Origin of the sequence: Burkholderia sp. IO2 (genome assembly GCF_029522185.1) — a bacterium.
In the GTDB taxonomy this organism is placed as follows: domain Bacteria; phylum Pseudomonadota; class Gammaproteobacteria; order Burkholderiales; family Burkholderiaceae; genus Burkholderia; species Burkholderia cenocepacia.
Map to the genome: position 1 here is coordinate 18,288 of NZ_JAKWFH010000063.1, position 24,505 is coordinate 42,792.

Annotated in this window: 21 protein-coding genes; 13 read left to right on the forward strand and 8 right to left on the reverse strand. The window is 66.3% G+C overall.

Annotated features, from left to right (window positions below; genetic code table 11):
* Positions 1–1,279 precede the first annotated feature (1,279 nt).
* Positions 1,280–1,498 (forward strand): hypothetical protein, encoded by a 219-nt coding sequence (locus MMB92_RS29840; protein ID WP_080324691.1) that lies wholly within the window; start codon positions 1,280–1,282, stop codon positions 1,496–1,498.
* A gap of 312 nt (positions 1,499–1,810) precedes the next feature.
* Positions 1,811–3,178, forward strand: coding sequence for a replication initiation protein (locus tag MMB92_RS29845; RefSeq protein ID WP_006480193.1), 1,368 nt, complete (start codon positions 1,811–1,813; stop codon positions 3,176–3,178).
* A 92-nt stretch (positions 3,179–3,270) separates the two neighbouring features.
* On the opposite strand, the gene MMB92_RS29850 is transcribed toward MMB92_RS29845, so the two are convergent.
* Positions 3,271–4,332, reverse strand: a complete 1,062-nt coding sequence (locus MMB92_RS29850) for a ParB/RepB/Spo0J family partition protein (protein ID WP_062885083.1) — start codon at positions 4,330–4,332, stop codon at positions 3,271–3,273.
* Positions 4,333–4,355: 23 nt separating this feature from the next.
* Positions 4,356–5,018 (reverse strand): ParA family partition ATPase, encoded by a 663-nt coding sequence (gene parA / locus MMB92_RS29855; RefSeq protein WP_006480195.1) that lies wholly within the window; start codon positions 5,016–5,018, stop codon positions 4,356–4,358.
* Between the two features lie 967 nt (positions 5,019–5,985).
* Here parA and arsC point away from each other — a divergent pair.
* Positions 5,986–6,342 (forward strand): arsenate reductase (glutaredoxin), encoded by a 357-nt coding sequence (gene arsC / locus MMB92_RS29860; protein ID WP_048984707.1) that lies wholly within the window; start codon positions 5,986–5,988, stop codon positions 6,340–6,342.
* Positions 6,343–6,479: 137 nt separating this feature from the next.
* On the opposite strand, the gene MMB92_RS29865 is transcribed toward arsC, so the two are convergent.
* The gene (locus tag MMB92_RS29865) at positions 6,480–6,695 is read right to left on the reverse strand and encodes a zf-HC2 domain-containing protein (protein WP_048984705.1); all 216 of its coding nucleotides are present in this window, start codon (positions 6,693–6,695) and stop codon (positions 6,480–6,482) included.
* Positions 6,673–7,272: an RNA polymerase factor sigma-70 gene (locus MMB92_RS29870; protein ID WP_006496230.1), complete on the reverse strand. Its 600-nt coding sequence runs from the start codon at positions 7,270–7,272 to the stop codon at positions 6,673–6,675. The genes MMB92_RS29865 and MMB92_RS29870 overlap by 23 nt, the downstream gene beginning before the upstream one ends.
* Positions 7,273–7,640: 368 nt before the next feature.
* Between MMB92_RS29870 and MMB92_RS29875 the strand changes: the two genes are divergently transcribed.
* On the forward strand, positions 7,641–8,195 hold the full coding sequence (locus MMB92_RS29875; RefSeq protein ID WP_006485152.1) for an NAD(P)H-dependent oxidoreductase: 555 nt from the start codon (positions 7,641–7,643) through the stop codon (positions 8,193–8,195).
* Between the two features lie 60 nt (positions 8,196–8,255).
* Here the strand turns inward: MMB92_RS29875 and MMB92_RS29880 are convergent, their stop codons facing one another.
* Positions 8,256–10,505 (reverse strand): hybrid sensor histidine kinase/response regulator, encoded by a 2,250-nt coding sequence (locus MMB92_RS29880; RefSeq protein WP_012493655.1) that lies wholly within the window; start codon positions 10,503–10,505, stop codon positions 8,256–8,258.
* 470 nt (positions 10,506–10,975) lie between these two features.
* Between MMB92_RS29880 and MMB92_RS29885 the strand changes: the two genes are divergently transcribed.
* From MMB92_RS29885 to MMB92_RS29895, 3 genes are read left to right on the forward strand one after another with little or no spacing between them, the layout of a single operon-like run.
* Positions 10,976–11,344 carry a response regulator gene (locus MMB92_RS29885; protein ID WP_011548759.1) on the forward strand — a complete coding sequence of 123 codons (369 nt, stop codon included), beginning with the start codon at positions 10,976–10,978 and terminating at the stop codon, positions 11,342–11,344.
* Complete coding sequence (locus MMB92_RS29890; RefSeq protein WP_006496234.1) at positions 11,337–11,963, forward strand: chemotaxis protein CheC; 627 nt, start codon at positions 11,337–11,339, stop codon at positions 11,961–11,963. The genes MMB92_RS29885 and MMB92_RS29890 overlap by 8 nt, the downstream gene beginning before the upstream one ends.
* Positions 11,960–12,898 carry a diguanylate cyclase gene (locus MMB92_RS29895; RefSeq protein WP_006485173.1) on the forward strand — a complete coding sequence of 313 codons (939 nt, stop codon included), beginning with the start codon at positions 11,960–11,962 and terminating at the stop codon, positions 12,896–12,898. The genes MMB92_RS29890 and MMB92_RS29895 overlap by 4 nt, the downstream gene beginning before the upstream one ends.
* Before the next feature lie 19 nt (positions 12,899–12,917).
* On the opposite strand, the gene MMB92_RS29900 is transcribed toward MMB92_RS29895, so the two are convergent.
* A complete protein-coding gene (locus MMB92_RS29900) occupies positions 12,918–13,802 on the reverse strand; it encodes an alpha/beta fold hydrolase (protein WP_006485162.1) in 885 nt (294 codons plus the stop codon).
* A 191-nt stretch (positions 13,803–13,993) separates the two neighbouring features.
* Between MMB92_RS29900 and MMB92_RS29905 the strand changes: the two genes are divergently transcribed.
* The 5 genes from MMB92_RS29905 to MMB92_RS29925 all read left to right on the forward strand — a co-directional run bounded on the left by MMB92_RS29905 (position 13,994) and on the right by MMB92_RS29925 (position 19,397).
* Positions 13,994–14,326, forward strand: coding sequence for a hypothetical protein (locus MMB92_RS29905; RefSeq protein WP_006480205.1), 333 nt, complete (start codon positions 13,994–13,996; stop codon positions 14,324–14,326).
* 258 nt (positions 14,327–14,584) lie between these two features.
* The gene (gene hpnD, locus MMB92_RS29910; RefSeq protein WP_006485179.1) at positions 14,585–15,433 is read left to right on the forward strand and encodes a presqualene diphosphate synthase HpnD; all 849 of its coding nucleotides are present in this window, start codon (positions 14,585–14,587) and stop codon (positions 15,431–15,433) included.
* 13 nt (positions 15,434–15,446) lie between these two features.
* Complete coding sequence (gene hpnE / locus MMB92_RS29915) at positions 15,447–16,700, forward strand: hydroxysqualene dehydroxylase HpnE (RefSeq protein ID WP_012493654.1); 1,254 nt, start codon at positions 15,447–15,449, stop codon at positions 16,698–16,700.
* Between the two features lie 12 nt (positions 16,701–16,712).
* On the forward strand, positions 16,713–18,686 hold the full coding sequence (gene shc / locus MMB92_RS29920) for a squalene--hopene cyclase (RefSeq protein ID WP_125332574.1): 1,974 nt from the start codon (positions 16,713–16,715) through the stop codon (positions 18,684–18,686).
* A 3-nt stretch (positions 18,687–18,689) separates the two neighbouring features.
* On the forward strand, positions 18,690–19,397 hold the full coding sequence (locus tag MMB92_RS29925) for a phosphorylase (protein WP_080403554.1): 708 nt from the start codon (positions 18,690–18,692) through the stop codon (positions 19,395–19,397).
* 104 nt (positions 19,398–19,501) lie between these two features.
* On the opposite strand, the gene MMB92_RS29930 is transcribed toward MMB92_RS29925, so the two are convergent.
* Complete coding sequence (locus MMB92_RS29930; protein WP_062910155.1) at positions 19,502–20,509, reverse strand: VacJ family lipoprotein; 1,008 nt, start codon at positions 20,507–20,509, stop codon at positions 19,502–19,504.
* Complete coding sequence (locus MMB92_RS29935; RefSeq protein WP_012493652.1) at positions 20,502–23,135, reverse strand: MMPL family transporter; 2,634 nt, start codon at positions 23,133–23,135, stop codon at positions 20,502–20,504. The genes MMB92_RS29930 and MMB92_RS29935 overlap by 8 nt, the downstream gene beginning before the upstream one ends.
* 326 nt (positions 23,136–23,461) lie before the next feature.
* On the opposite strand from MMB92_RS29935, the gene MMB92_RS29940 reads away from it, so the two are divergent.
* Complete coding sequence (locus tag MMB92_RS29940) at positions 23,462–24,058, forward strand: ABC transporter substrate-binding protein (protein WP_125332577.1); 597 nt, start codon at positions 23,462–23,464, stop codon at positions 24,056–24,058.
* The last annotated feature ends 447 nt before the right edge of the window (positions 24,059–24,505 follow it).

The following is a 24,505-nucleotide window of genomic DNA, read 5'->3' on the forward strand; positions in this document are numbered from 1 at the left end:
CAGACTATGAAATGTTGCAATCATAACGAAATACGTATTTATTGATACTTTTTTCGAGGGTCCGTTGTGAATTTACGTCGTTTTGCACAGAAATCGGATCCATGAGTCCATCTGGTCGAAGGAAGCTCGGAATTCCGTGAAACAAAGCGAAGAAAGTCAGCCAAGTCCTTGTCTTGCAAGCATTTTCCAGCGAACCGCGAATTTCGGCCTTTGTTTCACATGACACCGGATCCGGTTGCCGGTCGGTGTTCAGGGGTTGGGTGTCTGTGGAAAACTCGTCAGCCGATGTCTTGAGAGTATTAGAAGTAAACACCCTTGAACCCTTAGTTAAAAACGTTAACGCCACGGCACAGCCTTATGGAGCAAGGCTTTCCGGCCGACAAGGTGAAGTTTTACGGGAGCCAAGGTGACCTTCTGCGGGAGCTGACGTGATGGGGTTCGGGGAGCTGCGTGAGCCGTTGCAGGAAGGGTCGTGAGCGGATTCGGGATCACAGTAAAACACGCGTTTTCCCAAAGGTGAGGGTTTTCGGGGCCTCACAGCCATGGAACCCGCGCTGTGCCTGACTGCACAGTTTTCTGCCTGTGCAGACATAGGTGAGAATTTGCAGGACCCGCTTCACGCCCCGATTTTGCCCATCTTTTGGGCAGATTTGGCGAAAGGTGAGGTTTCACGGGACTCCACGGGAATTTGCTGTGAGGATTTCCGGGAAGCGAACGCCATTTTGCACAGCAAAAGTGCTCTCGGGGGCCTGTGATGCCCCAAAGGTGAGGTTTTTCGGGAGGGAAATCCGGGTTTTCCTGCCCCGATCCCGTTAAGGTGAGCTTTTTCGGGGCATGGATCACAGACCGTGATCCGGCTTACAGGTGAGATTTTCCGGGAGCCGGAGGTGCTGAAAAAATGGGCAAAGGTGAGGCTTTTCGGGACCTGTTGCCGGCCAAATTCGCTGAAAAGCCCGCCAGGACTGGAAGAAATCTCGTTTTTGCTGTGCCACTTTTTGGCACAGGTGAGATTTTTCGGGGGCTGACATACGGTTGTCGTATGAAGGATTCCGGTCCAAAGGTGAGGTTTTTCGGGGGATCCTGACGCCGCACAGCCAAATGCCTACTGTGCATAAGTATCGGAAGAGATTGGAGTTTTTGATACCGCGCCGGTTACGGTGAGGTTTTTCGGGAGCGTTTTCCGTGCCCGCTGCTGTGCCGCATTTCGTCGGTAAGGTGAGCGTTTTCGGGAGTCGTTGGCAGCCGATCCCGCGCGTGTCGGGCGTTCGTCGGTAGCCGGATGAATCAGCAGGCTGTGCTTGAGGTGAGTATTTTCGGGACCGGATACGATTTGCGCGCTGTACAATGCGCGCCCGGGCTGGCCAAACACGCGCTGATCGGGCTGCGCGTGCCGGTTTCGACGGCGCTTTTGCATGTGTCGAAGCCGAATCGATCTCCCGGCGCGCCACGCCTGTACATGCATACAGGCCGCTGGGCGGCGGTCGACGAGATCCGGTGAGGTGCAATCGCGAGCCTGTGTCGAACTCACGACTGCGCAGTCGCAAAATTACGACAAATCGAAAGGTGAGCCGATACGGGAGCCAATTCCGCACGTGTCGAGCACAGGTGAAATTCTGTGAATCGGCGCATGCCGCGGCACGTCTGGAAGAGTCCGGAACGCCGCAACGGCGGACCGGTGAGCGTTTTCGGGAGCCGTTCGGGTGAGTGCCGTTTTGCCGGCGCGCTTCACCGGCTATGGTGAGCATGTCGTTCTGGACGCACATCACCGCAGGCGCTATCCTTCCGGGAAACTTCTCCTCCGACCCGACGTATGGCCACGACGAAGCGCGCCAAGAAAACCGATGTGGATGTGGTGAGTGCCAGTTCAGCCGAATTGCGAAAGGCCGTCGAGGCGATCGCCATTCAGCCGAAGAGCGGCAAGATCACGCTCCTCACTCGCAAGCTGTTCAATGTCCTGCTGGCCGTCGCGCAGCAGGCCGACGACTCGGGCGATACGTATCGCGCACTGCTGTCGGACATCGTCGCCAACTCCGCTTTCGATTCGAACGACACCGCCTTGGTGAAGGAACACCTGCGCCGCATGGTGTCGGTGCAGGTCGAATGGAGCACGGGGACGTCGAGCCAGAAGCCGGGCCGCAAGTGGGGGATCTCCACGCTGATCGCGGATGCGGAAATTCTCGAGGATCCGACCACCCGCCGCGTGTGGGTCGAATTCTCGTTCGCGCCGAAGATCAAGAAGAAGCTGCTCGACCCGGTCCAGTACGCGCGTCTGAGCCTGCAGTTCCAGAGCCAGCTGCGCAGCAGCGCGGGTCTCGCGCTGTACGAGATCTGCGTGCGCTACCTGACGAACCCGAGCCACCTGACGATGCGCGAGCCGTGGGAATGGTGGCGGCCGATCCTGTCGGGCACACCCGACACGGAAGCCGGCGACGAAGCGAAGCGCGAGTACAAGTACTTCAAGCGCGACTACCTGCGCCCGGCGATCGCGGAAGTCAACGCGGTCACGAACATCTTCGTCGAGCTGATCGAGCACCGCGAAGGGCGCCGGGTTGCCGAGATCCAGTTCCGCGTGACCGAGCGCAAGCAGCCGATGCTCGCGCTCGACGAACACCCGAACGTGTTCGACAGCACGCTGGTCGACCGGATGGTGAAGCTCGGGATCCCGCTGAAGGAAGCGCAGACGCTCTACGCGGACAGCGAGGAAAACCGGATTCGCGCCGCACTGCAGATGACGGAGCAGCGGATGCGCAGCACGACGCTCCCGCCGGTGCGCAGCGCGCCGGCGCTGTTCAAGGATGCGCTGAAGAAGGGGTATGCGCCGCCGGTCGAATCGGTCGATGCGCTGCCTGCCGGCACGCCGTCCGCGAAGGTCGCGGCTGCCCAGCCGGACGATCTGAAGGCCCGCCTGCTGAGCGAGTTCGCGGCGTTCCGCCGCAAGGAAGCGAAGGTGCTGTACGAAGAGCAGGGCGACGCGGAGCGCGAAGTGGCGCGCGAGTCGTTCGAATCCGAGGCGTTGCCGACGATGGGCTCGCATCTGCGCGACGACTGGCGCAAGCGCGGCCTCGATTCCAAGCTGGCCGAGACGGCCTTTTTCGACTGGCTGGCCCAGAAGACCTGGGGAGAGCCGACGGACGGCGACCTGCTGTCGTTCACGCTGAACCAGTCGCGGGCCGCTTGAGGCCCGCTCAGGCCCGTTGACGGGCCGCCGCCGGCTCCGCCCCCTGATCGGGCGGGACCGGCGCCCTCAATAGGCCCTGCGGGCCGTTTTCCTTACTCCGACAACAGCATCCGCTCGAGCTGCTCGAGAATCGCGTCGCGCTTGTCCTTCGGGAGGCCGCGCAGGCGCAATTCGATGCGGTCTTCGCCATACGACTTCAGGTCGCCGACCGACTTGCCGCCGAGCTTGATCTCGAGACGCTGCGCATAGCGCTGACGGCCTGCAGGCTTCGGCGTCTCCTGTGCCGCGACGCGACCCTTGACGATGTCCGACACCTGGCGCGTGCTGAGATCGTCCGACACGATCTTGTTGATCAGCCGCAGCGTGGCCTCGGTGCCGCGCGCATTGTGATAGCGGCCGACCTGATACGCCATGTTCGATCCGAAGCGATCGGGGCGTGCGACCATTTCCTGCATGATCGCTTCCGGCAACTTGCCGATCGACAGCGCGACGGCCACCGTCGACTCGTCGAGGCCGAGATGCTCGGAGAGTTCTTTCTGGCTCTGGAAATGCTTGTCGTCGAGGAAGCGGCGCCACACGACGGCGTTGTCGAACACCGTCTGCGAATCGCGCTGAACGTTCAGGTCGTAGCCGAGCTTGTAGCTCTGGATGCCGATCGGCACATCGATCACGATCGCCTTGACCGATTCCTTGTTCGCTTCCTTCAGCGCCCGCACGCGACGCCCGCCATCGCTGACGAAATACGTGCCCGGGTTGTCGTAATCCGGAATCACGTGGATCGCCTGCTGCTGTCCCTGCTTCGCGAGGTTGACTGCGAGTTCGGCAATCGACGATTTCAGATAGAAGTGCCGCGGGTTGAACGGGCTGTGCTTGATCGCCTTCAGCGGCAGCTCGATCACCTGCCCGGGTGCATAGCGATTCTCGAGACGCCACGCGCGATATTGCTGCGATTCGTCGATCGACGGATCGATCGTGAATTCCGGAGCAGGCGGCGGTGCGATGTCCTTCTTCGCGGATTTGGTCGGCGCCGGGGGCGGCGTCTCGGACTTGACGATGCCGTCGATCGCATTGAGCCGATCAAGCGCCGTGCGCTTCTCGCTCGTCGTGATATCCGGGCGCGCTTGGAATCCTTTGGCAAATTGGGAGGGTTTCATGTGACTCCTTTGTGCGCATAAAGTCAGGGCAGCATGGCGACGATTTCGTCGGCGCATGCGCGAATTTCGGCGGCGGCCAGCTTGCCGCCACGATCGTTCATCTGCAGCACGGTCTGACCGAGCGCCATCGCCTGCTTGTACGCTTCCCGAGTCGGAATCTGCGTCTTCAGCAGCGGGAAGCCGAGTTCCTCGAGCGCACGCTTGAGCTCACGGGTCAGCATGCGCTTCTCTTCGGTCTTGTTCAGCAGGAAGACCGCGCGGAGGTCTTCGTTCATCACCTGCGCCTGCTGAATCAGTTTGACCAGCCCGACGCTCGACCAGTAGTCGGCCGGCGACGACGACGTCGGAATCACGGCAATCGACGCGGCCAGCAGGACGACACCGGAGACTTTCTCGGTGATCGACGGCGGGCAGTCCACGACGATGATGTCGTAGTCGTTGATGAACTTCTTGATCTCGCGATGGATCTGGCCGTCGGCCTCGGCAAGGTTGACGACCGGAAACGGGATGCCGTTGTCGCTGTCGCCGGATGCGCTCGACCAGTGAACGAGCGTGTTTTGACGGTCTGCGTCGATGACGAGGACGCGCTTCCCTTTTTCATGGAACGCGGCGCCGAGATGCATGGCAATCGTGCTTTTGCCGACGCCACCTTTTTGTTGAGTGACTGCAATGATTTCCGCGGCCAATTTTCACTCCTGTTTTGGTCGTTGGAATTCTACAGTACGATATTTGAATTTCAATGAAATTGTCGTTCGACAACTACGCGTTGGCCATTCGGACTATCGGTTTATGCGCATAAACGAGCGGTGGATGTTCGATGGCTCGTTTGGACGGTGTGGTGAAGAGGAAGCGGCTGATGCCGAGTGATCGATGCGGTGCTCAGGATTACGTCTTCACGGGCGTATCGTCGGGGCCGTTCGTGGCAGAGATATCTCGACGCTCTCCCCTTTCGCGGGACGAGCCGCGAGTTTGTGCGCATAAAGACTGCGGAGGCCGATCGACGGGCTTCGTCGCTAGAGCGCATGGCATTCGCTCGCGAGCCACCGGCGTGAGTTGCGCGTCGTAGTCAGGTGCGTAGATCACGAGGTGCGTCGTTGAATGGATGTGCATGGAGGCAATGTCCTGCCGGGCCGTAGTGTTTATGCGCATAAACCAGAGGCAACGATGGGCCGCAACGAAGGGCCGTTGGCAGAGACTATGCCTGAGTCAGGCGGGCAACGACGTCATGTCGGGGACGACGGTCTATCGATATAGCCATCGCGTAGTGCCGTTGCGTGTCGACGTACGTCCATGCCACGAGCCACGCTGTACCTCGCCCGGCAATCGCGCGCTTTATGCGCATAAACCTACCCGGCGTGTTCCGCAATCGCGTACCCCTTTCGTCACCCGAGACAGCCCTCACGAGACATCGGCTGCGCCGGTCCTCGGCCTCGCGAAGCAACCCGCCCGACTTTATGCGCATAAACAACCACTCTTCGACGCGTCTCCCGCCGAACACAGGACACTCCCCTCTCGCGATCACTGCGTATCGCTAAACCGAAACCGCCTCAGCGACCTATCAAGAGGAACCCCACACCGATCTCGATTGCCCCCCATCAGGCCCCTCGATGCAGACTCGCTACAATACAGGCCTCACCCCTCCTGCCTTGAACAATGATCACGATCTACCACAACCCCCGATGCTCGAAGTCCCGCGAGACGCTTGCGTTGGTCGAGTCGCTGAATACCGCCGGCGCGCCGCTGAATGTCGTCGAGTACCTGAAGACGCCGCCGACTGTCGAGGAACTGGACACGCTGCACAAGCAGCTCGGCCGCCCGGTCCGCGACATGCTGCGCGACGGTGAGGAGCCGTACAAGGCGTTGAATCTGGCCCGCGCGGATCTGACCGACGCCGAAGCCTACGCAGCGATCGTCGCTCATCCGGTTCTGCTGCAACGCCCCATCGTCGTGTATCGCGGCAAGGCGGCTATCGGTCGCCCGCCCGAGTCGGTGAAGGCGCTGTTCGAATAATTCTTGCCGCGCGTATTTTTCTTATTGCATCGACGCGCTCCAGCCCGGCACGCGCAACGGCAATCCACGCCGACGCGCTCGCCGGGCCGCACCCGCCAGCCACCACCGGAACGATGCGTCGGCAGGCACCGCGACGCCTAGCCCCCACCGGACGATCCATCGTCACCGTCCGGCTCCCGCCCCGCCGCCGCTTTCGCCGCCGTCCGCAACAGCGCGAGCTGTCCGCGATAGGCGCGGCATCCGCTGCAGGTCGGCAGATGCACGCGCACCTGCAGGCGCTCGTGCAGCGTCAGACGCCGATCGAGCGCATCCGACAGCAGTCGCGTCACGTCAGTACATTTCCCCGGCAGCATCTTCGGTCGTCAGTCCTTTTTCGCTCAGGCAGGTTCGCAGGCGCGTGCGCGCCCGATACAGCAGCACGCTGCAATGATTCGTCGTCAACGTCAATTCACTGCAGATGTCCACGATTTCGACATCGAGGAATTCGCGCATCATGAACACGCGTCCGATCTGCTCCGGCAGATGGTCGAGGCACGCCTGGAACAGCGTCCAGAATTGCTGCTGCTGCAACAGCGTTTCGGGCTTCGGCCACGGACGCGGTTTCGCATGCGCGGCCCAGTGACCGTTGTCCTTGAACAGTTCGCGATCGAGCACGGATTCGCCGTCGAGCTCCGCATCGAGCGCGGTCAGGCTCACCATCCGCTGCCGTGCGCGCAGCACGTCGATCAACTTGTTGCGCAGGATGCCGAACACCCAGGTCTTGTGGGCCGACTGTCCGGCGAAATCGCCGGCATGCGACCACGCGGCGGCCAGCGCTTCCTGCACGGCGTCTTCGGCCGCGTCGGCGTCGCGGAGCTGGAGTCGCGCGAAGCGCAGCAGGTCGCGCCGCAGTTGCGCGAGATAGGTGGGGTCGTCGTATGCGGACGGCATGTCTGGGTGGCAGTGTCTCGAGGCGACCGCGCGTGCGTCACGGAGCGGGCGCGTCGCGGTGCGAGCAGCTTACTGGGCGCGGTGCCGGCCTGCAACGCAATGTTCCGTCACGATTTCACGAAGCCGGTCGCCGCGCTGCGCTATGCTTGCCGAACCCCGTCGCGCGCGTCGACGCCGACACGCGGCGGGCAATCTGTAACGTCGGAACATAACGGTCGAGTTATCCACAATTTCTGTGGAAAACCTTGTGGAAAGTCGGCCGGACGGCCCCGTGGGACGGCTCGCGGGCTGGCTTGCCTATAAACAGACCTTTGTCGCTCATTCGGAAGCAATCGATCCGATTCCTCACTCACCGGAAGGAGAATGCCATGTCCTATCGTATTGCGGTCGTCGTCGGCAGCCTGCGTCGCGCGTCGACGAACCGTGCGCTCGCGCACGCCGTGATCTCGCTCGCCCCCGCCGATTTCTCGTTCGAGTTCGTCGAGATCGGCGAGCTGCCGTTGTACAGCCAGGACTACGACGCGGATTTCCCGGACGTCGCGAAACGCTTCAAGCAGTCGATCGAAGCCGCCGACGCGCTGCTGTTCGTCACGCCCGAGTACAACCGGTCGATTCCGGGCGTGTTGAAGAATGCGCTCGACTGGGGTTCGCGCCCGTGGGGTTCCAACTCCTGGTCGGGCAAGCCGGGCGCGGTGCTCGGCACGTCGCCGGGCGCGGTGGGAACCGCGCTCGCGCAGCAGCACCTGCGCAACGTGCTCGCGTACCTCGACGTGAAGACGCTCGGTCAGCCGGAGATGTTCATCAAGCACGATCCGGCGCGCATCGACGACCAGGGGCAGATCGTCAGCGAGGACACGCGCAAGTTCCTGCAAGGCTTCGTCGATCGCTACGCGAGCTGGGTGCGCCTGCTGAAGTCGGCGTGATGTCGCCGGCCTGATCGCCACCCCCGTTCACGCCGCCGGCGCCGGCCCGCCCGCAGCGGGTCACGCGCCGGCGTGGCGTGCGTCGCGCGCTTCGCGGATGCCGAGCAGGATCTCGTCGAGCAGCGCGATGTCGAACGGCTTCGACAGCACGCGGACGTTGACGGTGCGCGTGCGGTCGAGTTCCTCCGCATAACCCGTGACGAGAATCACGGGCAGTTTCCCCGGCCGCTTCTCGATCGCTTCGGCGAGATCGATGCCGTTCAGGCGGCCCGGCATGTGGATGTCCGAAATCACGAGATCGAACGCATCGTTCGCGGCGGCGCCTTCGATCAGGCGCAACGCGTCGTCGGCAGTCGGCGCATAGGTCACGCGATGACCGAGCAGCGACAGCAGCGCCTCCGTGCCGGCCGCGACTTCGCCGTTGTCCTCGACGAGCAGCACGTGCAGGCCGGCGAGCGCGCCGCTCCCCGCATCGTGCGCGACGGCCGCCGGCCGCGCGACGACATCCTCGGCGCGCGCGCGCGGCAGGTACAGACGCACCGAGGTACCCGCGCCGACCGCGCTGTCGATCGTCGCGAGGCCGCCCGAGCGTTCGCAGAACGCGAATACCTGGGGCAGGCCGAGCCCCGTCCCCATCCCCTGCGCCTTCGTCGTGAACAGCGGCTCGAACGCGCGGGCGAGCACGTCGGGCGCCATGCCCGAACCCGTGTCGTCGAGCGAGATCTGCACGAAGTCGCCGGTCAGCGGGAAGCCGTCCTCGCGGCGCAGCGTGACGTTGCGCGCACCGACCGTGAAGCGTCCGCCGGTTGCCATCGCATCGCGTGCGTTGACCGCGAGGTTGATCACCGCGAGCTCGAGCTCCGCGACGTCCACGCGGATCGGCCAGACGCCCGGCTCGATCGCGACGACCAGCGACGACTTCGACCCGAGCGACGTCTTCAGCAGTTCGCGGCACGTGCCGACCCATTGCCCGACGTCGATCGTCTCGTTGTGCAGCGGCTGCTTGCGCGCGACGCCGAGCAGCTGGCGCGTGAGCGACTGCCCGTTCTTCAGCGCGCGTTCGATCGCGCCGAGCTCCTTGTCGAGATGCTGGACGCCGCGCCGCCGCGCGATCTGCACGTTGCTCGAGATGATCATCAGCAGGTTGTTGAAGTCGTGCGCGACACTGCCGACGAGATTGCCGAGCGCCTGCATCTTGCGCGACTGCCGGTACGCCGATTCGATCGAGCGCCGCATCGACGCTTCGGCCTGCCAGCGGTCCCACGCCTCTTCTTCCGCCTTCAGCCGCTTGAGCGACAGCCAGATCACGGACCACAGCGCGACCGACGGCGCGAACATCGAGAGGAACAGCACGCTCAGGTGTTCGTACCATTCATGCCAGATCGCCGACGTGCGGTACGCGCAGCTCACGTAGACGGGATAGCTGCCGACCTGGCGATACGCGACGATCTCGCTGCTCGCGCCGTCGTGGCGCACGCGCACGACGCCGGCGCGCGGATCGTTGCGCGCATTGCCGAACGTGATCGAGCGATCGGTGTGCGCGAGCGACGGCGGCGGCGGATACGACGCGATCACCGCGCCGTCCGAGCGCGCGAGCGCCATCGTCATCGGCGTGCTCGCGCCGCCGAGCAGGTCGCGGTAGAACGCGTTGAAATACGACGACTTCAGCGCGATCGACACCATGCCGGCGAACGAACCGTCGCTATGGCGCCGCGCGACGCCCGTGTTGAACACGGGGATGTTCTCGAGCTTGAGCGGCCCCATCATCAGCCGCGAGATGTGTTCGATGACCTTGCCGTCGCGAATGCCGGCGAAGTCGTCGCGGTTCGCGATCGACGCGTACGGCGCCGGATAGTAGAGGCTGTTGGCGAGCAGCATCCCGCTCGCGCCGAAGATCGACACGGCCGCCACCTGCGGATAACCGCCGCCGATCGTGTTCAGCGCTTCGTGGATGTCGGATTCCCTGCTGCGCACGGTCGCGTCGTCCATGTCCTGCACGAGGTCGACGATGCGCGCATCGAGCGTTTCGCTCAGGTCGAACACCTTGAGCGCATGCTCCTCGGCGACGCGCACGGTGCGCATCGTCACGTCGCTCGCGGCGGCCTCGCGCGCCTTCAGGTCGTTGTACGCCATCACCACCACGTAGATGCACGGCAGCACGATCGCCGCGACGAGCAGCACGATCAGCGTGACGCGGCGCACCGCGAAATCGTGCTCCGGTGCGCCGGACGCGTAGCTGCCGTCGTCCTGCCAGTCGTCGGCGGGAGGGGGGGCGGGGGCGCGGGAGTCGGCAGGCCGTTCGGACGTCATCGAGGAAAGCGGGTGAGGCAGAGGTGTCTGCCATCATAAACGAGTTGCGACGGCCCGCCGCGCGGCGCCGTACGGGCGTCATCCCGTCGTATGTGACAGCGGTAAACCGTCAGATTGAAAACGCGACGAATCCGGCAGCGCAAACGTACACAAGGAAAAATTTTGCGTGCTTATCTCGAAAATGGTCGCGGCTGTTTTCGGAATGGCCCGCGATCGGATCGATTCTGTTCGAAATGGTGAAAATGGCGAGTTGCATCGCCTCCGGTTTACTCCGAGAATCGCGCCTTGCTTTCCCTATGACAGATATATGCGCCCGCCGGCGATGCCGCGCGGTGCGTCGCGCGCATCTGCGTCGCGGCGCCCGTGCGCGGCCGCAAGGCGGTTGCCCGCGCCCGAAACGCATGGCACTAAAGAAGTGCGCCGCGCGGTCGTTAACGCGAGAGAGACCATTCCGTATACCGCATCGCCCCATGCCTTTGCCGATTGTAATTGCCGACGATTCGCTGCTCGCTCGCAAACTTCTGACAAAGGCGCTGCCGGGAGACTGGGACGTTGACGTCGCGTATGCGGCGAATGGTCGCGAGGCCTTGGCGCTCTATCGTGACGGCAAAGCTTCCGTGATGTTTCTGGACCTGACGATGCCCGACATGAGCGGATATCAGGTCCTGGAAACACTGCGCCACGAAGATCTGAACACGTTCGTGATCGTGGTATCCGCCGATATCCAGCCGCAGGCGCAAGCACGCGTGCGTGAATTGGGCGCGATCGCATTCGTTGCCAAGCCCGTGACGTCGGAGGCATTGCTGCCCATTCTCAAGGAGTATGGGTTGTATGCCTGAATCGGTGTTCACGGCGGAGCAACGCGACGCGTTGCAGGAGATCGCCAACCTTGCAATGGGCCGCGCCGCCGCGCGGCTGGCGTTGCTGCTCGGGCATTTCATCGAGCTGTCGGTGCCGCGCGTGCGCGTCGTGAAAGCGGCCGACGCGGGCGACGCGCTGCGCGAGATGACGGGCATCCACGACAACGTGACCGCCGTGCGCCAGGGCTTCCGTTCCGACATCAAGGGCGAGGCGATCGTGCTGTGCCGCACGGCGGGCGTCGCGCGGCTCATGTCGGTCGTCGACCGCACGTTCGGCGACGGCGTGTACGGCGGGATGGCGACGCCGGACGAGCTCGTGTTCGACGTCGCCAACGTGCTGATGGGCGCGTGCGTCGCGTCGATCCTCGACGAACTCGGCCGCAAGCCCGTGTTCTTTCCGCCGGGTCTGCTCGGCGCGAACGTGTCGTTCGACGACGTGTTCCAGCCGAACGAGCTCGGGTGGAGCGTCGCGCTGCTGCTGGAGGTGAACTTCGGGCTCGAGGACCACACGTTCCGCGCGCATTTCGTGATGCTGATGGCCGAGGATTCGATCCGGCTGATGGGCGACGCGCTCGACGCGTTGCTGTCCGCGCTATGACGGCCGCCGCCCCGTCGCTGAGCGACCTCGTGATCGAGCGGGTCGGCTTCGGCCTGTTCGTGCTCGACCGTTCGATGACCGTCCTGATGTGGAATCGCTTCATGCAGGACCACAGCGGCATCCCGGCCGCCGACGTGATCGGCCGCAACCTGTTCGACTGCTTTCCGGACCTGCCGCACGCGTGGCTGTCGCGCAAGCTCGAGAGCGTGTTCCAGCTCGGCAGCTTCGCGTTCAGTTCGTGGGAGCAGCGGCCCTACCTGTTTCGCTTCGAGCACGACCGGCCGATCACGGGCGGCGTCGACTACATGCAGCAGGACTGCACGTTCATGCCGCTCACGCGCGGCCGCGACGTCGAGGCCGTGTGCGTGACGATCTCGGACGTCACGCATGTGAGCGTGATGCAACGGGAGCGCGAGGAAGCGGTCGCGAAGCTGCGCGAACACGCGAATCGCGACGGGCTGACCGGCATCGCGAACCGGCGCTTCTTCGAGGCGCGGCTCGGCGACGAATTCGCGCGCTGGCAGCGCTACGGCGGCGACCTGTCGGTGCTGCTGTTCGATCTCGACCACTTCAAGACGATCAACGACCGCTTCGGGCATGCGGCGGGCGACGCCGTGCTGCGCGAAACCGCGCGCCGCGTCGCGTCGATCGTGCGCGGACAGGATACGTTCGGCCGGTTCGGCGGCGAGGAATTCGCGCTGCTGCTGCCGTGCACGAATCTCGACGAGGCGATGCGGGTGGCCGACAAGGTGCGCGACGCGATCGGCAGCCTGCCGGTCGACGCCGAGGGCGTCAGCGTGCCGGTCACGGCGAGCGTCGGCGGCGCGTGCGCGAAAGCCGGCGCGCTGACCTGCGACGTGCTCGTCAACGAGGCCGACGCCGCGCTCTATCGCGCGAAGCGGCTCGGGCGCGATCGGTCGGTCGCGTACGCGTGACGGGCCGCGCCCGCCCTGCTCAACCCTTCGCGATGTCGGCGAGCACGCCGGCCAGCACGGCCGGCTGCGACACGAACGGCGAGTGGCTGCTGTCGAGCTGGTGCACGTGGGTCGGGTTGCCGGGTGCGAACGCGTCGGCTTCGTCGATGAAGCGCTGCTGCAGCGCGGGCAGGATCACGCGATCCTGCAGGCACTTGATGTAGTGACGGTCGAGCGCGCCCCAACGGGCGGCGGTCGTCGGGATCGCGGTCGCGAACGGCGCGGCCGGCACGTCGCAGCTCATCAGGTTCGCGACCGCATCGAAATCGGCCTGCGGCACGTCTTCGTACAGCGCGCGCTTCATCAGTTCGCGATATGCGGCGTCGCCGCTGTGCGGATCGACGCGCAGCGCACCAGCCACACGCGGGCTCGCGAGCATCAGGGGGCCGAGCAGCTCGCCCTGGTTTTCCGGCGCGCGCACGTAGTCGAGGCCCGGCACGCCCGACGCGGGCATGAACGCCGCGAGATAGACGATCTTCGCGATCTTCTCCGGCGCGCGTTCGGCGGCCGCCGTGATCGCGAGGCCGCCCATGCTGTGCCCGACCAGCACGACCTTGCCGCGGCCGAGCGCGTACGCGTCGTCGACGGCCTGCATCACCTGCGTCGCGTATTCGTCGAGCGTGGTGTTCGCGACCGGCGACGGCTCGGCGCCGAACGCGTCCTGGTCGAGCGGCCGGGCGAGATACGACGCGGGAAAGCGGGCATGGATGCCGTGCGCGGGCAGGTCGCGCGCGATCGACAGGTAACCGCGCGCGGCCAGCGCGGCCGCGACGTGGGCGTAGCACCACGCGCCATGCCACGCGCCGTGCACGAGCACGAAAACGGGATGATCGGCCTGCGGGGTGGCGGTGTCGTGCGTCTCCATGGTGTCCGTATTTTTTGCGGGAAAGGTGTCATCTTAGACGAACCGGCCGGCATCGAGACGCGATCGCGCGGCGCGTTTCGATGCCGGCAACGATCCGTCCCTTTGTGTCGCGCAGGCCACATTTCGTCGGGATCCGATTTGAATTTGTGCCGAAGCGCGCTAATTTGTTGCTTTACCTGCAATTGCGCCCCATGAACGTCGACTATCTCTTCTATCGGAAGCCGAACAAACCCGGCCCCTATTCGCTCGACGACCTGGGCGACATCGCGCCGCCGATCGGCCCGGGCGACCTGGTGCGGGCGGGCATCGCGCGCGTGTTCGAGCAGATCGACTGGCAGGAATCGCCCGACGTGCCGGGCGCGTGGTTCGGCACCGGCGGCGCGGTTTTCCAGTTCACCGCCGAGCCCGACGGCCGCGTGACGAGCTTCATGGGCTCGCGCCTCGAGCGCCGCTCGATGCTGCAGCTCACGCGCGAAATGGGACTCATCGCGCTCGATCTGCAGCGCGACATCGTCTACGGCTGACGCACCGCGCGGCGCCGGTTCGCCCAGGCCGGCTGTGCGGGCCTCCCGACAGCGCTGAACGCCCCGCCAGACAGGGCGCGTGTCCGCCATCGAACTTCAAAGATTGCTATACTTTCGGCCAATTCCGGCTTCCGGCCGGTAATTTGTGCCTGTCTGCGTCGATCGTTCGCATATCTCGCACGCATTCGACGCCCTGACCATCCCAGCCGGGCATGGCTTCTTCAATCGCCCCGCGTGGGTGTCTCCGTGGAGCTCGTCTTGGCCGTTTCCCATTCCGTCGTGGACGAACAAGAAACCGACGCCGCTGCCGTCACATCGGGCAGTTCTTTCTATCTGGCGATGCGCATCCTGCCGGCCGTGCAGCGCGATGCGATGTTCCAGGTCTACGCGTTTTGCCGCGCGGTCGACGACATCGCCGACAGCGACCTGCCGCGCGCCGAGCGCAACGCGGGCCTCGATCGCTGGCGCGCGGACATCGACGCATGCTTCGCCGGTCGCCCGCCGCGCCACCTGGCCGCGCTCGATCGCGAGATCCGCGCGTTCAACCTGCAGCGCGACGATTTCCACGCGATGATCGACGGGATGGCGATGGACGCGGCGGAAGACATCTGCGCGCCCGACGAGCCGACGCTCGACCTCTTCTGCGACCGCGTCGCGAGCGCGGCCGGCCGGCTGTCGGTGAGGATTTTCGGGATGCCGGAAGCCGAAGGGATCACGCTGTCGCATCACCTCGGCCGCGCGCTGCAACTGACGAACATCCTGCGCGACATCGACGACGACGCGGCGATCAACCGCTGCTACCTGCCGCGCGAACTGCTCGCGCGCGAAGGCATCGCGATCACCGATCCGGCGACGATCGTGCGCGATCCGGCGCTGCCGCGCGTGTGCGCGACGCTCGTCGAGCGCGCGCTCGAGCACTTCCGCCAGGCCGACGCGGTGATGGACACCTGCCCGCGTGCGCAGGTGAAGGCGCCGCGCATCATGTCGGGCGCGTATCGCTGCATTCTCGAGGCCGCGATCGCACGCGGCTTTGCCGCGCCGCGCGCCCCGCTGCGCAAGCCGAAGGCGCGCATGCTGATGATCGCCGCGCGCTACGCGCTGTTCTGAGTCGACCGACGCGATGCCCAGAACCGTCCATGTGATCGGCGCAGGACTCGCGGGCTTGTCGGCCGCGGTCGAGCTGCAACGGCGCGGGCGGCGCATCGTGCTGCACGATGCGCATGCGCACGCCGGCGGCCGCTGCCGGTCGTGGTTCGACGGGACGCTGAACACGACGCTCGACAGCGGGCTGCACACGGTTTTCGCGGGACAGCCGGCGACGCAGCGCTACCTGCGCGCGATCGGCGCGGCCGATCAGCTCGCCGGGCCCGCGCTGGCTGAATTCCCGGTGATGGACATCGCGTCGCAACAGCGCTGGACGCTGCGCTTCGGCAACGGCCGCTGGCCGTCGTGGCTGTTCGATGCCGCGTCGCGCGCGCCGGGCACGACGCCGCTCGACTACCTCGCGCTTGCGCCGCTCGCGCTCGCCCGCACGGGCCGCTCGCTCGCGCAGACGATGCGATGCGACGGCGTGCTGTGGGATCGCTGGCTGCGGCCGTACTTCCTCGGGGTACTGAATATCGAGCCGCGCCACGCGAGCGCCGAGCTCGCGCGCGCCGCGCTGTGCGGCACGTTCGCCGCGGGCGGCCCCGGTTGCCGTCCGCGCGTCGCGCGCCGCGGGCTCGGCAGCGCGTTCGTCGAACCGGCGCTGCGGATGCTGCAGTACGGCGGCGCGCAGATCCGCCTGAATTCGCGGCTCGACGCGTTCGAGTTCGGCGCGCACGGCAACGCGGTCGATGCGGTGTCGATCGGCGGCGAGCGCATCGATCTCGCGCCGGGCGACGCGGTCGTGCTGGCCGTGCCGCCCGAGGTCGCGCAGCCGCTCGTGCCGGAACTCGCCGCGCCCGACACGTTCAGCGCGGTCGTGACCGCGTATTTCGCGGTCGAAGCGTCGGCCGGCCATCCGCTGCAGACGACCGTCGTCAACGGCGTCGTCGATGCGGTGCGGAGCGGCGACGGCCAGCTCGCGGCGACGATCCGCGATGCGGGCCGCTGGCTCGACATGCCGCGCGACACGCTCGCGCGGCGCATCTGGGAAGACGTCGCGCGCGTGACCGGCGCGAACCCGGAAACCATTCCCGCGTGGCAGCTCGTCGTCGAGCCGCGCGCGGGCTTTGCGGCGGTGCCGTCGCAGGAAATGAAACGTCCGGCCGTGCGTACGCGCTGGACCAATCTTGTACTGGCGGGCGACTGGATTGCCACCGGCTTGCCCGCCACGATCGAGGGCGCGATCCGTTCCGGCCAGCTGGCCGCGGACGTGCTCCAGACGCAATAAAGAGAGGGACCGATGAACGATCTCACCGAAATGGCTACCTTGTCCGCCGGCGCCGTGCCGGCCGGCGTCGACGCGGCCGTCGCGCGGGCGACCGACGCGCTGCTGGCCGCGCAGCAAGCGGACGGCCACTGGGTCTACGAACTCGAGGCGGATTCGACGATTCCCGCCGAATACGTGCTGCTCGTCCACTATCTTGGCGAGACGCCGAACCTCGAGCTCGAACAGAAGATCGGCAAGTATCTGCGCCGCATCCAGCAGGCCGACGGCGGCTGGCCGCTGTTCACAGACGGTGCGCCGAACATCAGCGCGAGCGTGAAGGCCTACTTCGCGCTGAAGGTGATCGGCGACGATGAGAATGCCGAGCACATGCAGCGCGCGCGCCGCGCGATCCACGCGATGGGCGGCGCCGAGATGTCGAACGTGTTCACGCGCATCCAGCTCGCGCTGTACGGTGCGATTCCGTGGCGCGCGGTGCCGATGATGCCGGTCGAGATCATGCTGCTGCCGCAGTGGTTCCCGTTCCACCTGTCGAAGGTGTCGTACTGGGCGCGCACCGTGATCGTGCCGCTGCTCGTGCTGAACGCGAAGCGACCGCTTGCGAAGAACCCGCGCGGCGTGCGCATCGACGAGCTGTTCATCGACCCGCCGGTCAACGCCGGGCTGCTGCCGCGCCAGGGGCATCAGAGCCCGGGCTGGTTCGCGTTCTTCCGCGTGGTCGACCATGCGCTGCGCGCGGTCGACGGGCTGTTCCCGAGCTACACGCGCGAACGCGCGATCCGCCAGGCCGTGTCGTTCGTCGACGAGCGCCTGAACGGCGAGGACGGCCTCGGTGCGATCTATCCGGCGATGGCCAACTCGGTGATGATGTACGCCGCGCTCGGCTATGCGGAAGATCATCCGAACCGCGCGATCGCGCGCAAGTCGGTCGAGAAGCTGCTCGTCGTGCACGACGATGAAGCGTATTGCCAGCCGTGCCTGTCGCCGGTGTGGGACACGTCGCTCGCCGCGCATGCGCTGCTCGAAACCGGCGATGCGCGTGCGCAGGAAGCCGTGCTGCGCGGCCTCGAATGGCTGCGCCCGCTGCAGATTCTCGACGTGCGCGGCGACTGGATCTCGCGCCGCCCGAACGTGCGGCCCGGCGGCTGGGCGTTCCAGTACGCGAACGCGCACTACCCGGACGTCGACGATACGGCCGTGGTCGTGATGGCGATGGATCGCGCGCAAAAGCTCACGCAATCGGACACGTATCGCGAATCGACGGCGCGGGCGCGCGAATGGGTCGTCGGCATGCAGAGCAGCGACGGCGGCTGGGGCGCGTTCGAACCGGAAAACACGCAGTACTACCTGAACAACATTCCGTTCTCCGATCACGGCGCGCTGCTCGATCCGCCGACGGCCGACGTGTCGGGGCGCTGCCTGTCGATGCTGTCGCAGCTCGGCGAGACGCCGCTGAACAGCGAGCCGGCCCGCCGCGCGCTCGACTACATGCTGAAGGAGCAGGAGCCGGACGGCAGCTGGTACGGCCGCTGGGGGATGAACTACGTGTACGGCACGTGGACCGCGCTGTGCTCGCTGAACGCGGCCGGCCTGACGCCGGACGACCCGCGCATGAAGCGCGGCGCGCAGTGGCTGCTGTCGATCCAGAACAAGGACGGCGGCTGGGGCGAGGACGGCGACAGCTACAAGCTGAACTACCGCGGTTACGAGCAGGCGCCGAGCACGGCGTCGCAGACGGCCTGGGCGCTGCTCGGCCTGATGGCGGCCGGCGAAGTGAACAACCCGGCCGTGGCGCGCGGCGTCGACTACCTGGTTGCCCAGCAGAACGAAGAAGGCCTGTGGGACGAGACGCGCTTCACCGCGACGGGCTTCCCACGCGTGTTCTACCTGCGCTACCACGGCTATCGCAAGTTCTTCCCGCTGTGGGCGCTCGCGCGCTACCGCAACCTGAAGCGCGCGAACGCGACGCGCGTGACGGTCGGGATGTAACGCGTGGCGACGACGCAGCACAACGGCGCATTGCCCGTCATCGCGGTGACGGGGATGGCGTTCGAGGCGCGCATCGCGCGCGGTGACGGCGTCGAAGCGGTGTTCGCCGCGCGGGCCGACCGGCTCGAGCGCGCGCTCGCCGATGCGACCGCGCACGGTTGCGCGGGTATCGTGAGCTTCGGCACGGCGGGCGGCCTCGCGCCCGATCTCGCGCCCGGTGCGCTCGTGATCGCGAACGCGATCGACGGGCCGTTCGGCCGCGTGGAGACCGATGCGGGCTGGAGCGCGCGGCTCGTCGCCGCGCTGCAAGACACGCCGGTGTGGGCGCGCGTCACGCGCGGCACGATGGCGGCCGTCGGCGCGCCGGTCGTCAACGAACAGGACAAGGCGTCGCTGCATCACGCGAAGGGCGCGCTGGCCGTCGACATGGAGTCGCACATCGCGGCGGCCTTCGCGGCCGCGCGCGGCGTGCCGTTCGCGGTGTGCCGCGCGATCGTCGATCCGGCGTGGCGCACGCTGCCGCGTGCGGCGACGGCCGGCCTGCGCGACGACGGCAGCACGGCGATCCTGCCGATCCTGCGCGAACTGCTGAAGCAGCCGTCGCAGCTCGGCCCGCTGCTGCAGGTCGCCAGCGATGCGCGCGCGGCGCGCACGACGCTGATCCAGGCGCGCCACGCGTTCGAGCGGGCGGGCGCGATGCGGATCGTTTGAGCGGCGCGCGCCGCTTTTTCTCCCCTCTTCGCGTTTTGCGCGGACAAAAAAAGAGCGCTGCATGATGCAGCGCGCTTTGTTCTTGCGCGGTCGCCGTGGTGGCGTTACTGCGCGGCCGGATTGCTCGCGGGCAGCGTCGGCATCGCCGGCGCGATCGGCGCGCCGTTGGCGGCCGGCGCCGTCGTGGCGCCCGACGATGCCGGGACCGATGCAGCCGCCGGCGCGCTCGCGGGCATCGCACTATCCGCACCCGGATCCTCGTACTGCGGCAATCCCGGCGCGGCCGGTGCGTTGTTCGGCGTGGCGCCCGATGCGCCGCCCGACTCGCCCGGATCCTCGTAGTTCGGCAAGCCGCCCGGCATGGTCGGCGTAGCCGCCGGCACCGCGCCTGCTTCACCCGGCTCCGCATAGTTCGGCGCCGCGGCCGATGCCGACTGGCCGTGGTACGTGAGCGACTTGCGCTGCTGCAGGTACGCGTCGCGCACGAACGAATACGGATCGAGCGCGGCCTGCTTCAGCAGGTCGGTCGCGCCGAGCAGGTCCGAACGCGCGCTGATGAACTGCGCGATGTACATCGGATTGCGCGCGGCCGGCTCGATGTAGTTCAGCAGGTTGAAGCGCACGTCCACCGCGCGGCCGACGCCGTCGCGGATCGTGCTCGGCCCGAACACGGGCAGCACGAGATACGGGCCGGACGGCATGCCCCAGCGCGCCATCGTCAGCCCGAAATCCTGGTGATGCTTCGGCAGCCCGGCCGGCGTCGCGATGTCGATCAGGCCGGCGACGCCGAACACCGAGTTCATCGCCACGCGCATCAGATCCTGCGTCGCATCGGTGATGCGCAACTGCAGCAGGTTGTTCGCCATGTTGCCGAGATCGCCGAGGTTCGAGAAGAAGTTGCTGATCGCGGTGCGTACCGGCGTCGGCGTGACTTTCTGGTAGCCCTTCGCGATCGGCTGGGCGATGTTCGTGTCGACCGTGTCGTTGAACTTGTACATCGCCCGGTTCATCGGCTCGAGCGGGTCGTTGGGATTGCGGTTCGGTCCCGTCGCGCAGCCGGTCAGCATCGCGCTGGCGGCGACGGTCGCCGCAATGATTCGCACCTTATTCATTGATTCCTTGCGATTGGTTCTTGGCGCGTTTGACGCGCGGTTTGCCCATCAGGACGGGCTGGAACACCACGGCGCCGATCAGCGTACAGGTCAGGGCCAGCGCGAGCAGCTTGCCCATGCTCGACGTGCCCGGATGATGCGACAGCCACAGGCTGCCGAAGGCGGTCGCCGTCGTCGCGGCGCTGAACAGCACGGCATGCGTGAGGCTCGAATGCAGCAGCCCCGTCTGTCCCGCGCGCCACGCCATCACGAAATACACCTTGAACGCGACGCCGACGCCGAGCATCAGCGGCAGCGCGATGATGTTCGCGAAGTTCAGCGACATGCCGAGCACGACGCACATCTCGAGCGTCACGATGCCCGACACGAGCAGCGGCACCAGCGTGCGCAGCACGTCGCCGAAGCGGCGCAACGTGACCCACAGCAGGATCGTGATCGAGATGATCGACCACAGCGCCGCATGCAGGAACGCGTTGATGATCGTGTCGGCCGAATGCAGGATCGAGATCGGCCCGCCGGTCGCGCCCGGTTCCGCGGCCTTCACGGCCTTGGCGAAACGGCGCAGCATCGTGTCGTCGTTCGGGTCGACGCCCTTCGGCACCTTCGGCGAGATCTGCACGAGCGCGTGGCCGTCCGGTGCGACCCAGTCGCGCACGACTTGCGGCGGCAGCGATTCGCGCGTGATGTCCTGCGGCTGCAGCAGCGAAGCGAGCTGGTTGAGCGCGATGCGCAGCGTATCGGAGAACGCGCGTTCGGCACGGTCGCGCGTCGCGCTGTCGGCGGCGGCGAGCTTCGCGAGCGACGCGGACAGGTGCTGCGCGGCGGCGGCGCCCGGGCCGGGGTGATCTTCGGCTGCATAGCTCAGCAGATCCGACACGCGCTTGAGCGCGGCCACGCGTTGCGCGTCGGTCGCGGGCGGCGCGGCCGGCTGCGTCAGCGCGGGCAGCAGCTCGCTCGCGGCCGCGGCGATCGCCGCGCGCTTGGCCGGCTGGTCGGCGGGGATGAAGGTCGACAGCGTGGTCGTGCGGCCGACTTCGGGCAGCGCGTCGAGGCGCTTCGCGGCCGCATCGGCTTGCGCGAGCGACGGCGCGAGCAGCGTGACGTCGTTGACGGCGGCTTCCGGCGAATCCTTCAGCGCGAGCAGCGTCGCCATCGATTCGCTGTTCGGATCTTTCAGGTGCAGCGGGTTGAAGTCGAAATGCAGGAACGCGAGCAGTGGCAGCGCGCCGATCACGACCGCGAGCGTGCCGATCAGGATCGGCTTGCGGTGGCGATCGAGATAATCGTCGACCGGCGCGAGCCACGGAAAGCCCGGCGTCTTCGATTCGCCCGGCGGCGCGAACAGGCGCAGCAGCGCGGGCAGCAGCGTGAGCGTGGTCAGCAGCGCGACGAACATCCCGACGCCCGCGATCAGCCCGAGCTCGGACACGCCGCGATACGCGGTGGGGATGAACGAGAAGAAGCTCGCCGCGACGGCCGCGGTGGCCAGCGCGAGCGGCATGCCCATCGAGTGCGCGGCGCCGATCAGCGCGTGATCGATGCGCGAATCGCGGAAGCGTTCCTCGCGGTACTTCACGCCGTACTGGATCGAGAAATCGACGCCGAGGCCGACGAACAGCACCATGAACGCGACCGAGATCATGTTCAGCGAGCCGACCATCGCGAGGCCGAGCGCGGCCGTCACGACGAGGCCGACGAACAGCGTGACGAGCACCGAGCCGATCATCCGCTTCGAGCGCAGCGCGAGCCACAGGATCACGAGCACGGCGAGCAGCGTGAGCACGCCGTTGAGCGCGGCGCCGTCTTCGACCGACGCGAATTCGTCGTCGGCGAGCGGCTGTTCGCCGGTCAGGCGCACGGCCGCGCCGTAGCGCTTTTCGAGGTCGAGCGACCGGGCCGCGTCGCGGATCACCTGGCTCGTCGCCGCGCCGGCCTTCAGCGCGCCGTAGTTGACCACCGGCTGCACGGTGACGAACGCGCGCGCGGGCTGCCGCGCGGCATCGTTGTCGACCAGCGCGCGCCACGAGAACGCGGCCGGCTTGCCGGCCAGCACGTCGTCGACCGTCGCGGCGCTGCGCGCGAGCAGCTTCGCCATCGCGGGCAGCTTCACCTGGCCGGTCAGGAGCGGCTGGCCGAGCGTGGTGGACAGCGTGGTGGCGAGCCCGGTGAGGCTCGGGTTCTTCGCGAGTTCGTTGACGAGCGGGCGCGCGCTCGCGAGCTGCGCGGTCGTATCGGTGACGTCCTGCGGCGACAGGAACAGCAGCCCGTTGTGCTCGAAGAACGGTCCGCCGCCCGGCTCGGCGACCGGGCCGATGCGGCCGGCGGCGGCGTCCTTCTGCAGCGCTTCGGTCAGCGCGTGCGCGGCGGCCGTCGCGAATTCGGGCGCGGGCGCCTCGACGACCGCGAGGATCGTGCCGTTGCGTTGCGGGAACGCCTTGTCGACGGCTTGCCCGAGCGCGGCCCATTGCGGCTCCGCATCGACGAGCTTGCTGATGTCGGTGTTGATCTTGAAATGCTGCGCGACGTAGACGCCGCTGAAGGCGGCGATGACGAGCGACAGGACGACGACCCAGACGGGGCGGCGCACCGACCACGCAACGAGTCGGACGATGAGAGATGTCACCATGTGGCGGTGGGGAGCGGCTGGCAAGGGCAAAGTAGCCAAGTATACCGGCGCGGGGCGGCGACGGTCGTGACGTTGGGGAGATTCGGGGCGGGAAGGATATTTGCTCGCGACGTTGGAATCGGATCGCGCGGCCGGTCCATTTGTATGGGGATATTTACATAATCGGCGCGGCGCTGCGCCGCCACGCCGCCGCGCGCTTGTGACAAACGGCGCTGAAAGGTAACAGTCGGTCACCGGGCGGCAACGGGGCGTCAGGCCCGGTATACTTTGCTCCACCGGCCGATGCAAAGAGCCGGCCGTTTTTTCCCATCGAGTGCGAAATTCGTATGAAACGTCATCTGTTTGCTTTCGTCGCGGCGGCCGCCGTGTCGGTTTCCGCTTTCGCGCAGAGCGCGCCGGTCGATGTCGTCCGCACGGCGGTCGAGGGTACCGTCAACGCGATGAAGGCCGATCCGGCCGCGCGCGGCGGCGACATGGCGAAGATCACGCAGGTCGTCGAGCAGCGCTTCCTGCCCGTGACCAACTTCGAGCGCACGACCCGCATCGCGGTCGGCGACGCGTGGAAGCAGGCCACGCCGCAACAGCAGCAGGAGCTGTACAAGCAGTTCCGGTTGCTGATGACGCGCACCTATGCCGCGTCGCTCGCGCAGCTCGGCGGCCAGGACGCGAAGTTCTCGTTCAAGGCCGGCGGCGCGTCGGGCGCCGATGCGCTGGTGCAGTCGACGGTGACGACGCCGGGCGACAGCCAGTCGGTCGGCTATCGTCTCGGCAAGGTCGGCAACGACTGGAAGATCTACGACATCGACATGTCGGGTGCGTGGCTGATCCAGGTCTACCAGGGCCAGTTCAAGAGCCAGCTCGCGACGGGCGGGATCGACGGCCTGATCGCGTATCTGCAGAAGCACAATTCGCGGACCAACTGACGACCGCTGCAAGGCTGCGGTCGGGATGGACGAAGGGCGCCCTCGGGCGCCCTTTTTTCATCGGTGCGCCCGGCAGGGCGCACTCACTTGGGGGTGAAAGTCCCCTACACACCCGGCAAGGGGAAGTGTTAGCCAGAGGCAAGGGTTCCCCGGGCGACTGGGGGTCTGGAGGAAGTCCGAGGCAAAGCGCTGGCCTGACGAACAGGAAGCGGATGAGGCGTCGTATCGGGGTGAGGCAGCCGATATTGCCAAAGCCCAATACTTGCACGGAGCGATGCGACGTAGATCCGACGGGCATAAGCGTGAAGGTGGGTGCGTCATACCCAATGGGATGGACGCCCCCACTCGTAACGGCATCAATGTGCCAAAGTGGAAGTGTCGAGCAACCACTTGAACCGAGGGGAGCGTCATCATGCAGATTACGACGATAGGCATCGATCTGGCAAA

Coding starts and splice junctions, on each gene's coding strand:
- MMB92_RS29905 (WP_006480205.1), top strand. CDS start 13,994: ATGAACGTCGACTATCTCTTCTATCGGAAGCCGAACAAACCCGGCCCC.
- MMB92_RS29940 (WP_125332577.1), top strand. CDS start 23,462: ATGAAACGTCATCTGTTTGCTTTCGTCGCGGCGGCCGCCGTGTCGGTT.
- MMB92_RS29845 (WP_006480193.1), top strand. CDS start 1,811: ATGGCCACGACGAAGCGCGCCAAGAAAACCGATGTGGATGTGGTGAGT.
- MMB92_RS29870 (WP_006496230.1), bottom strand. CDS start 7,272: ATGCCGTCCGCATACGACGACCCCACCTATCTCGCGCAACTGCGGCGC.
- MMB92_RS29865 (WP_048984705.1), bottom strand. CDS start 6,695: ATGCTGCCGGGGAAATGTACTGACGTGACGCGACTGCTGTCGGATGCG.
- MMB92_RS29935 (WP_012493652.1), bottom strand. CDS start 23,135: ATGGTGACATCTCTCATCGTCCGACTCGTTGCGTGGTCGGTGCGCCGC.
- MMB92_RS29895 (WP_006485173.1), top strand. CDS start 11,960: ATGACGGCCGCCGCCCCGTCGCTGAGCGACCTCGTGATCGAGCGGGTC.
- arsC (WP_048984707.1), top strand. CDS start 5,986: ATGATCACGATCTACCACAACCCCCGATGCTCGAAGTCCCGCGAGACG.
- MMB92_RS29840 (WP_080324691.1), top strand. CDS start 1,280: ATGAATCAGCAGGCTGTGCTTGAGGTGAGTATTTTCGGGACCGGATAC.
- shc (WP_125332574.1), top strand. CDS start 16,713: ATGAACGATCTCACCGAAATGGCTACCTTGTCCGCCGGCGCCGTGCCG.
- MMB92_RS29875 (WP_006485152.1), top strand. CDS start 7,641: ATGTCCTATCGTATTGCGGTCGTCGTCGGCAGCCTGCGTCGCGCGTCG.
- MMB92_RS29900 (WP_006485162.1), bottom strand. CDS start 13,802: ATGGAGACGCACGACACCGCCACCCCGCAGGCCGATCATCCCGTTTTC.
- MMB92_RS29890 (WP_006496234.1), top strand. CDS start 11,337: ATGCCTGAATCGGTGTTCACGGCGGAGCAACGCGACGCGTTGCAGGAG.
- MMB92_RS29885 (WP_011548759.1), top strand. CDS start 10,976: ATGCCTTTGCCGATTGTAATTGCCGACGATTCGCTGCTCGCTCGCAAA.
- MMB92_RS29850 (WP_062885083.1), bottom strand. CDS start 4,332: ATGAAACCCTCCCAATTTGCCAAAGGATTCCAAGCGCGCCCGGATATC.
- hpnE (WP_012493654.1), top strand. CDS start 15,447: ATGCCCAGAACCGTCCATGTGATCGGCGCAGGACTCGCGGGCTTGTCG.
- MMB92_RS29880 (WP_012493655.1), bottom strand. CDS start 10,505: ATGACGTCCGAACGGCCTGCCGACTCCCGCGCCCCCGCCCCCCCTCCC.
- MMB92_RS29930 (WP_062910155.1), bottom strand. CDS start 20,509: ATGAATAAGGTGCGAATCATTGCGGCGACCGTCGCCGCCAGCGCGATG.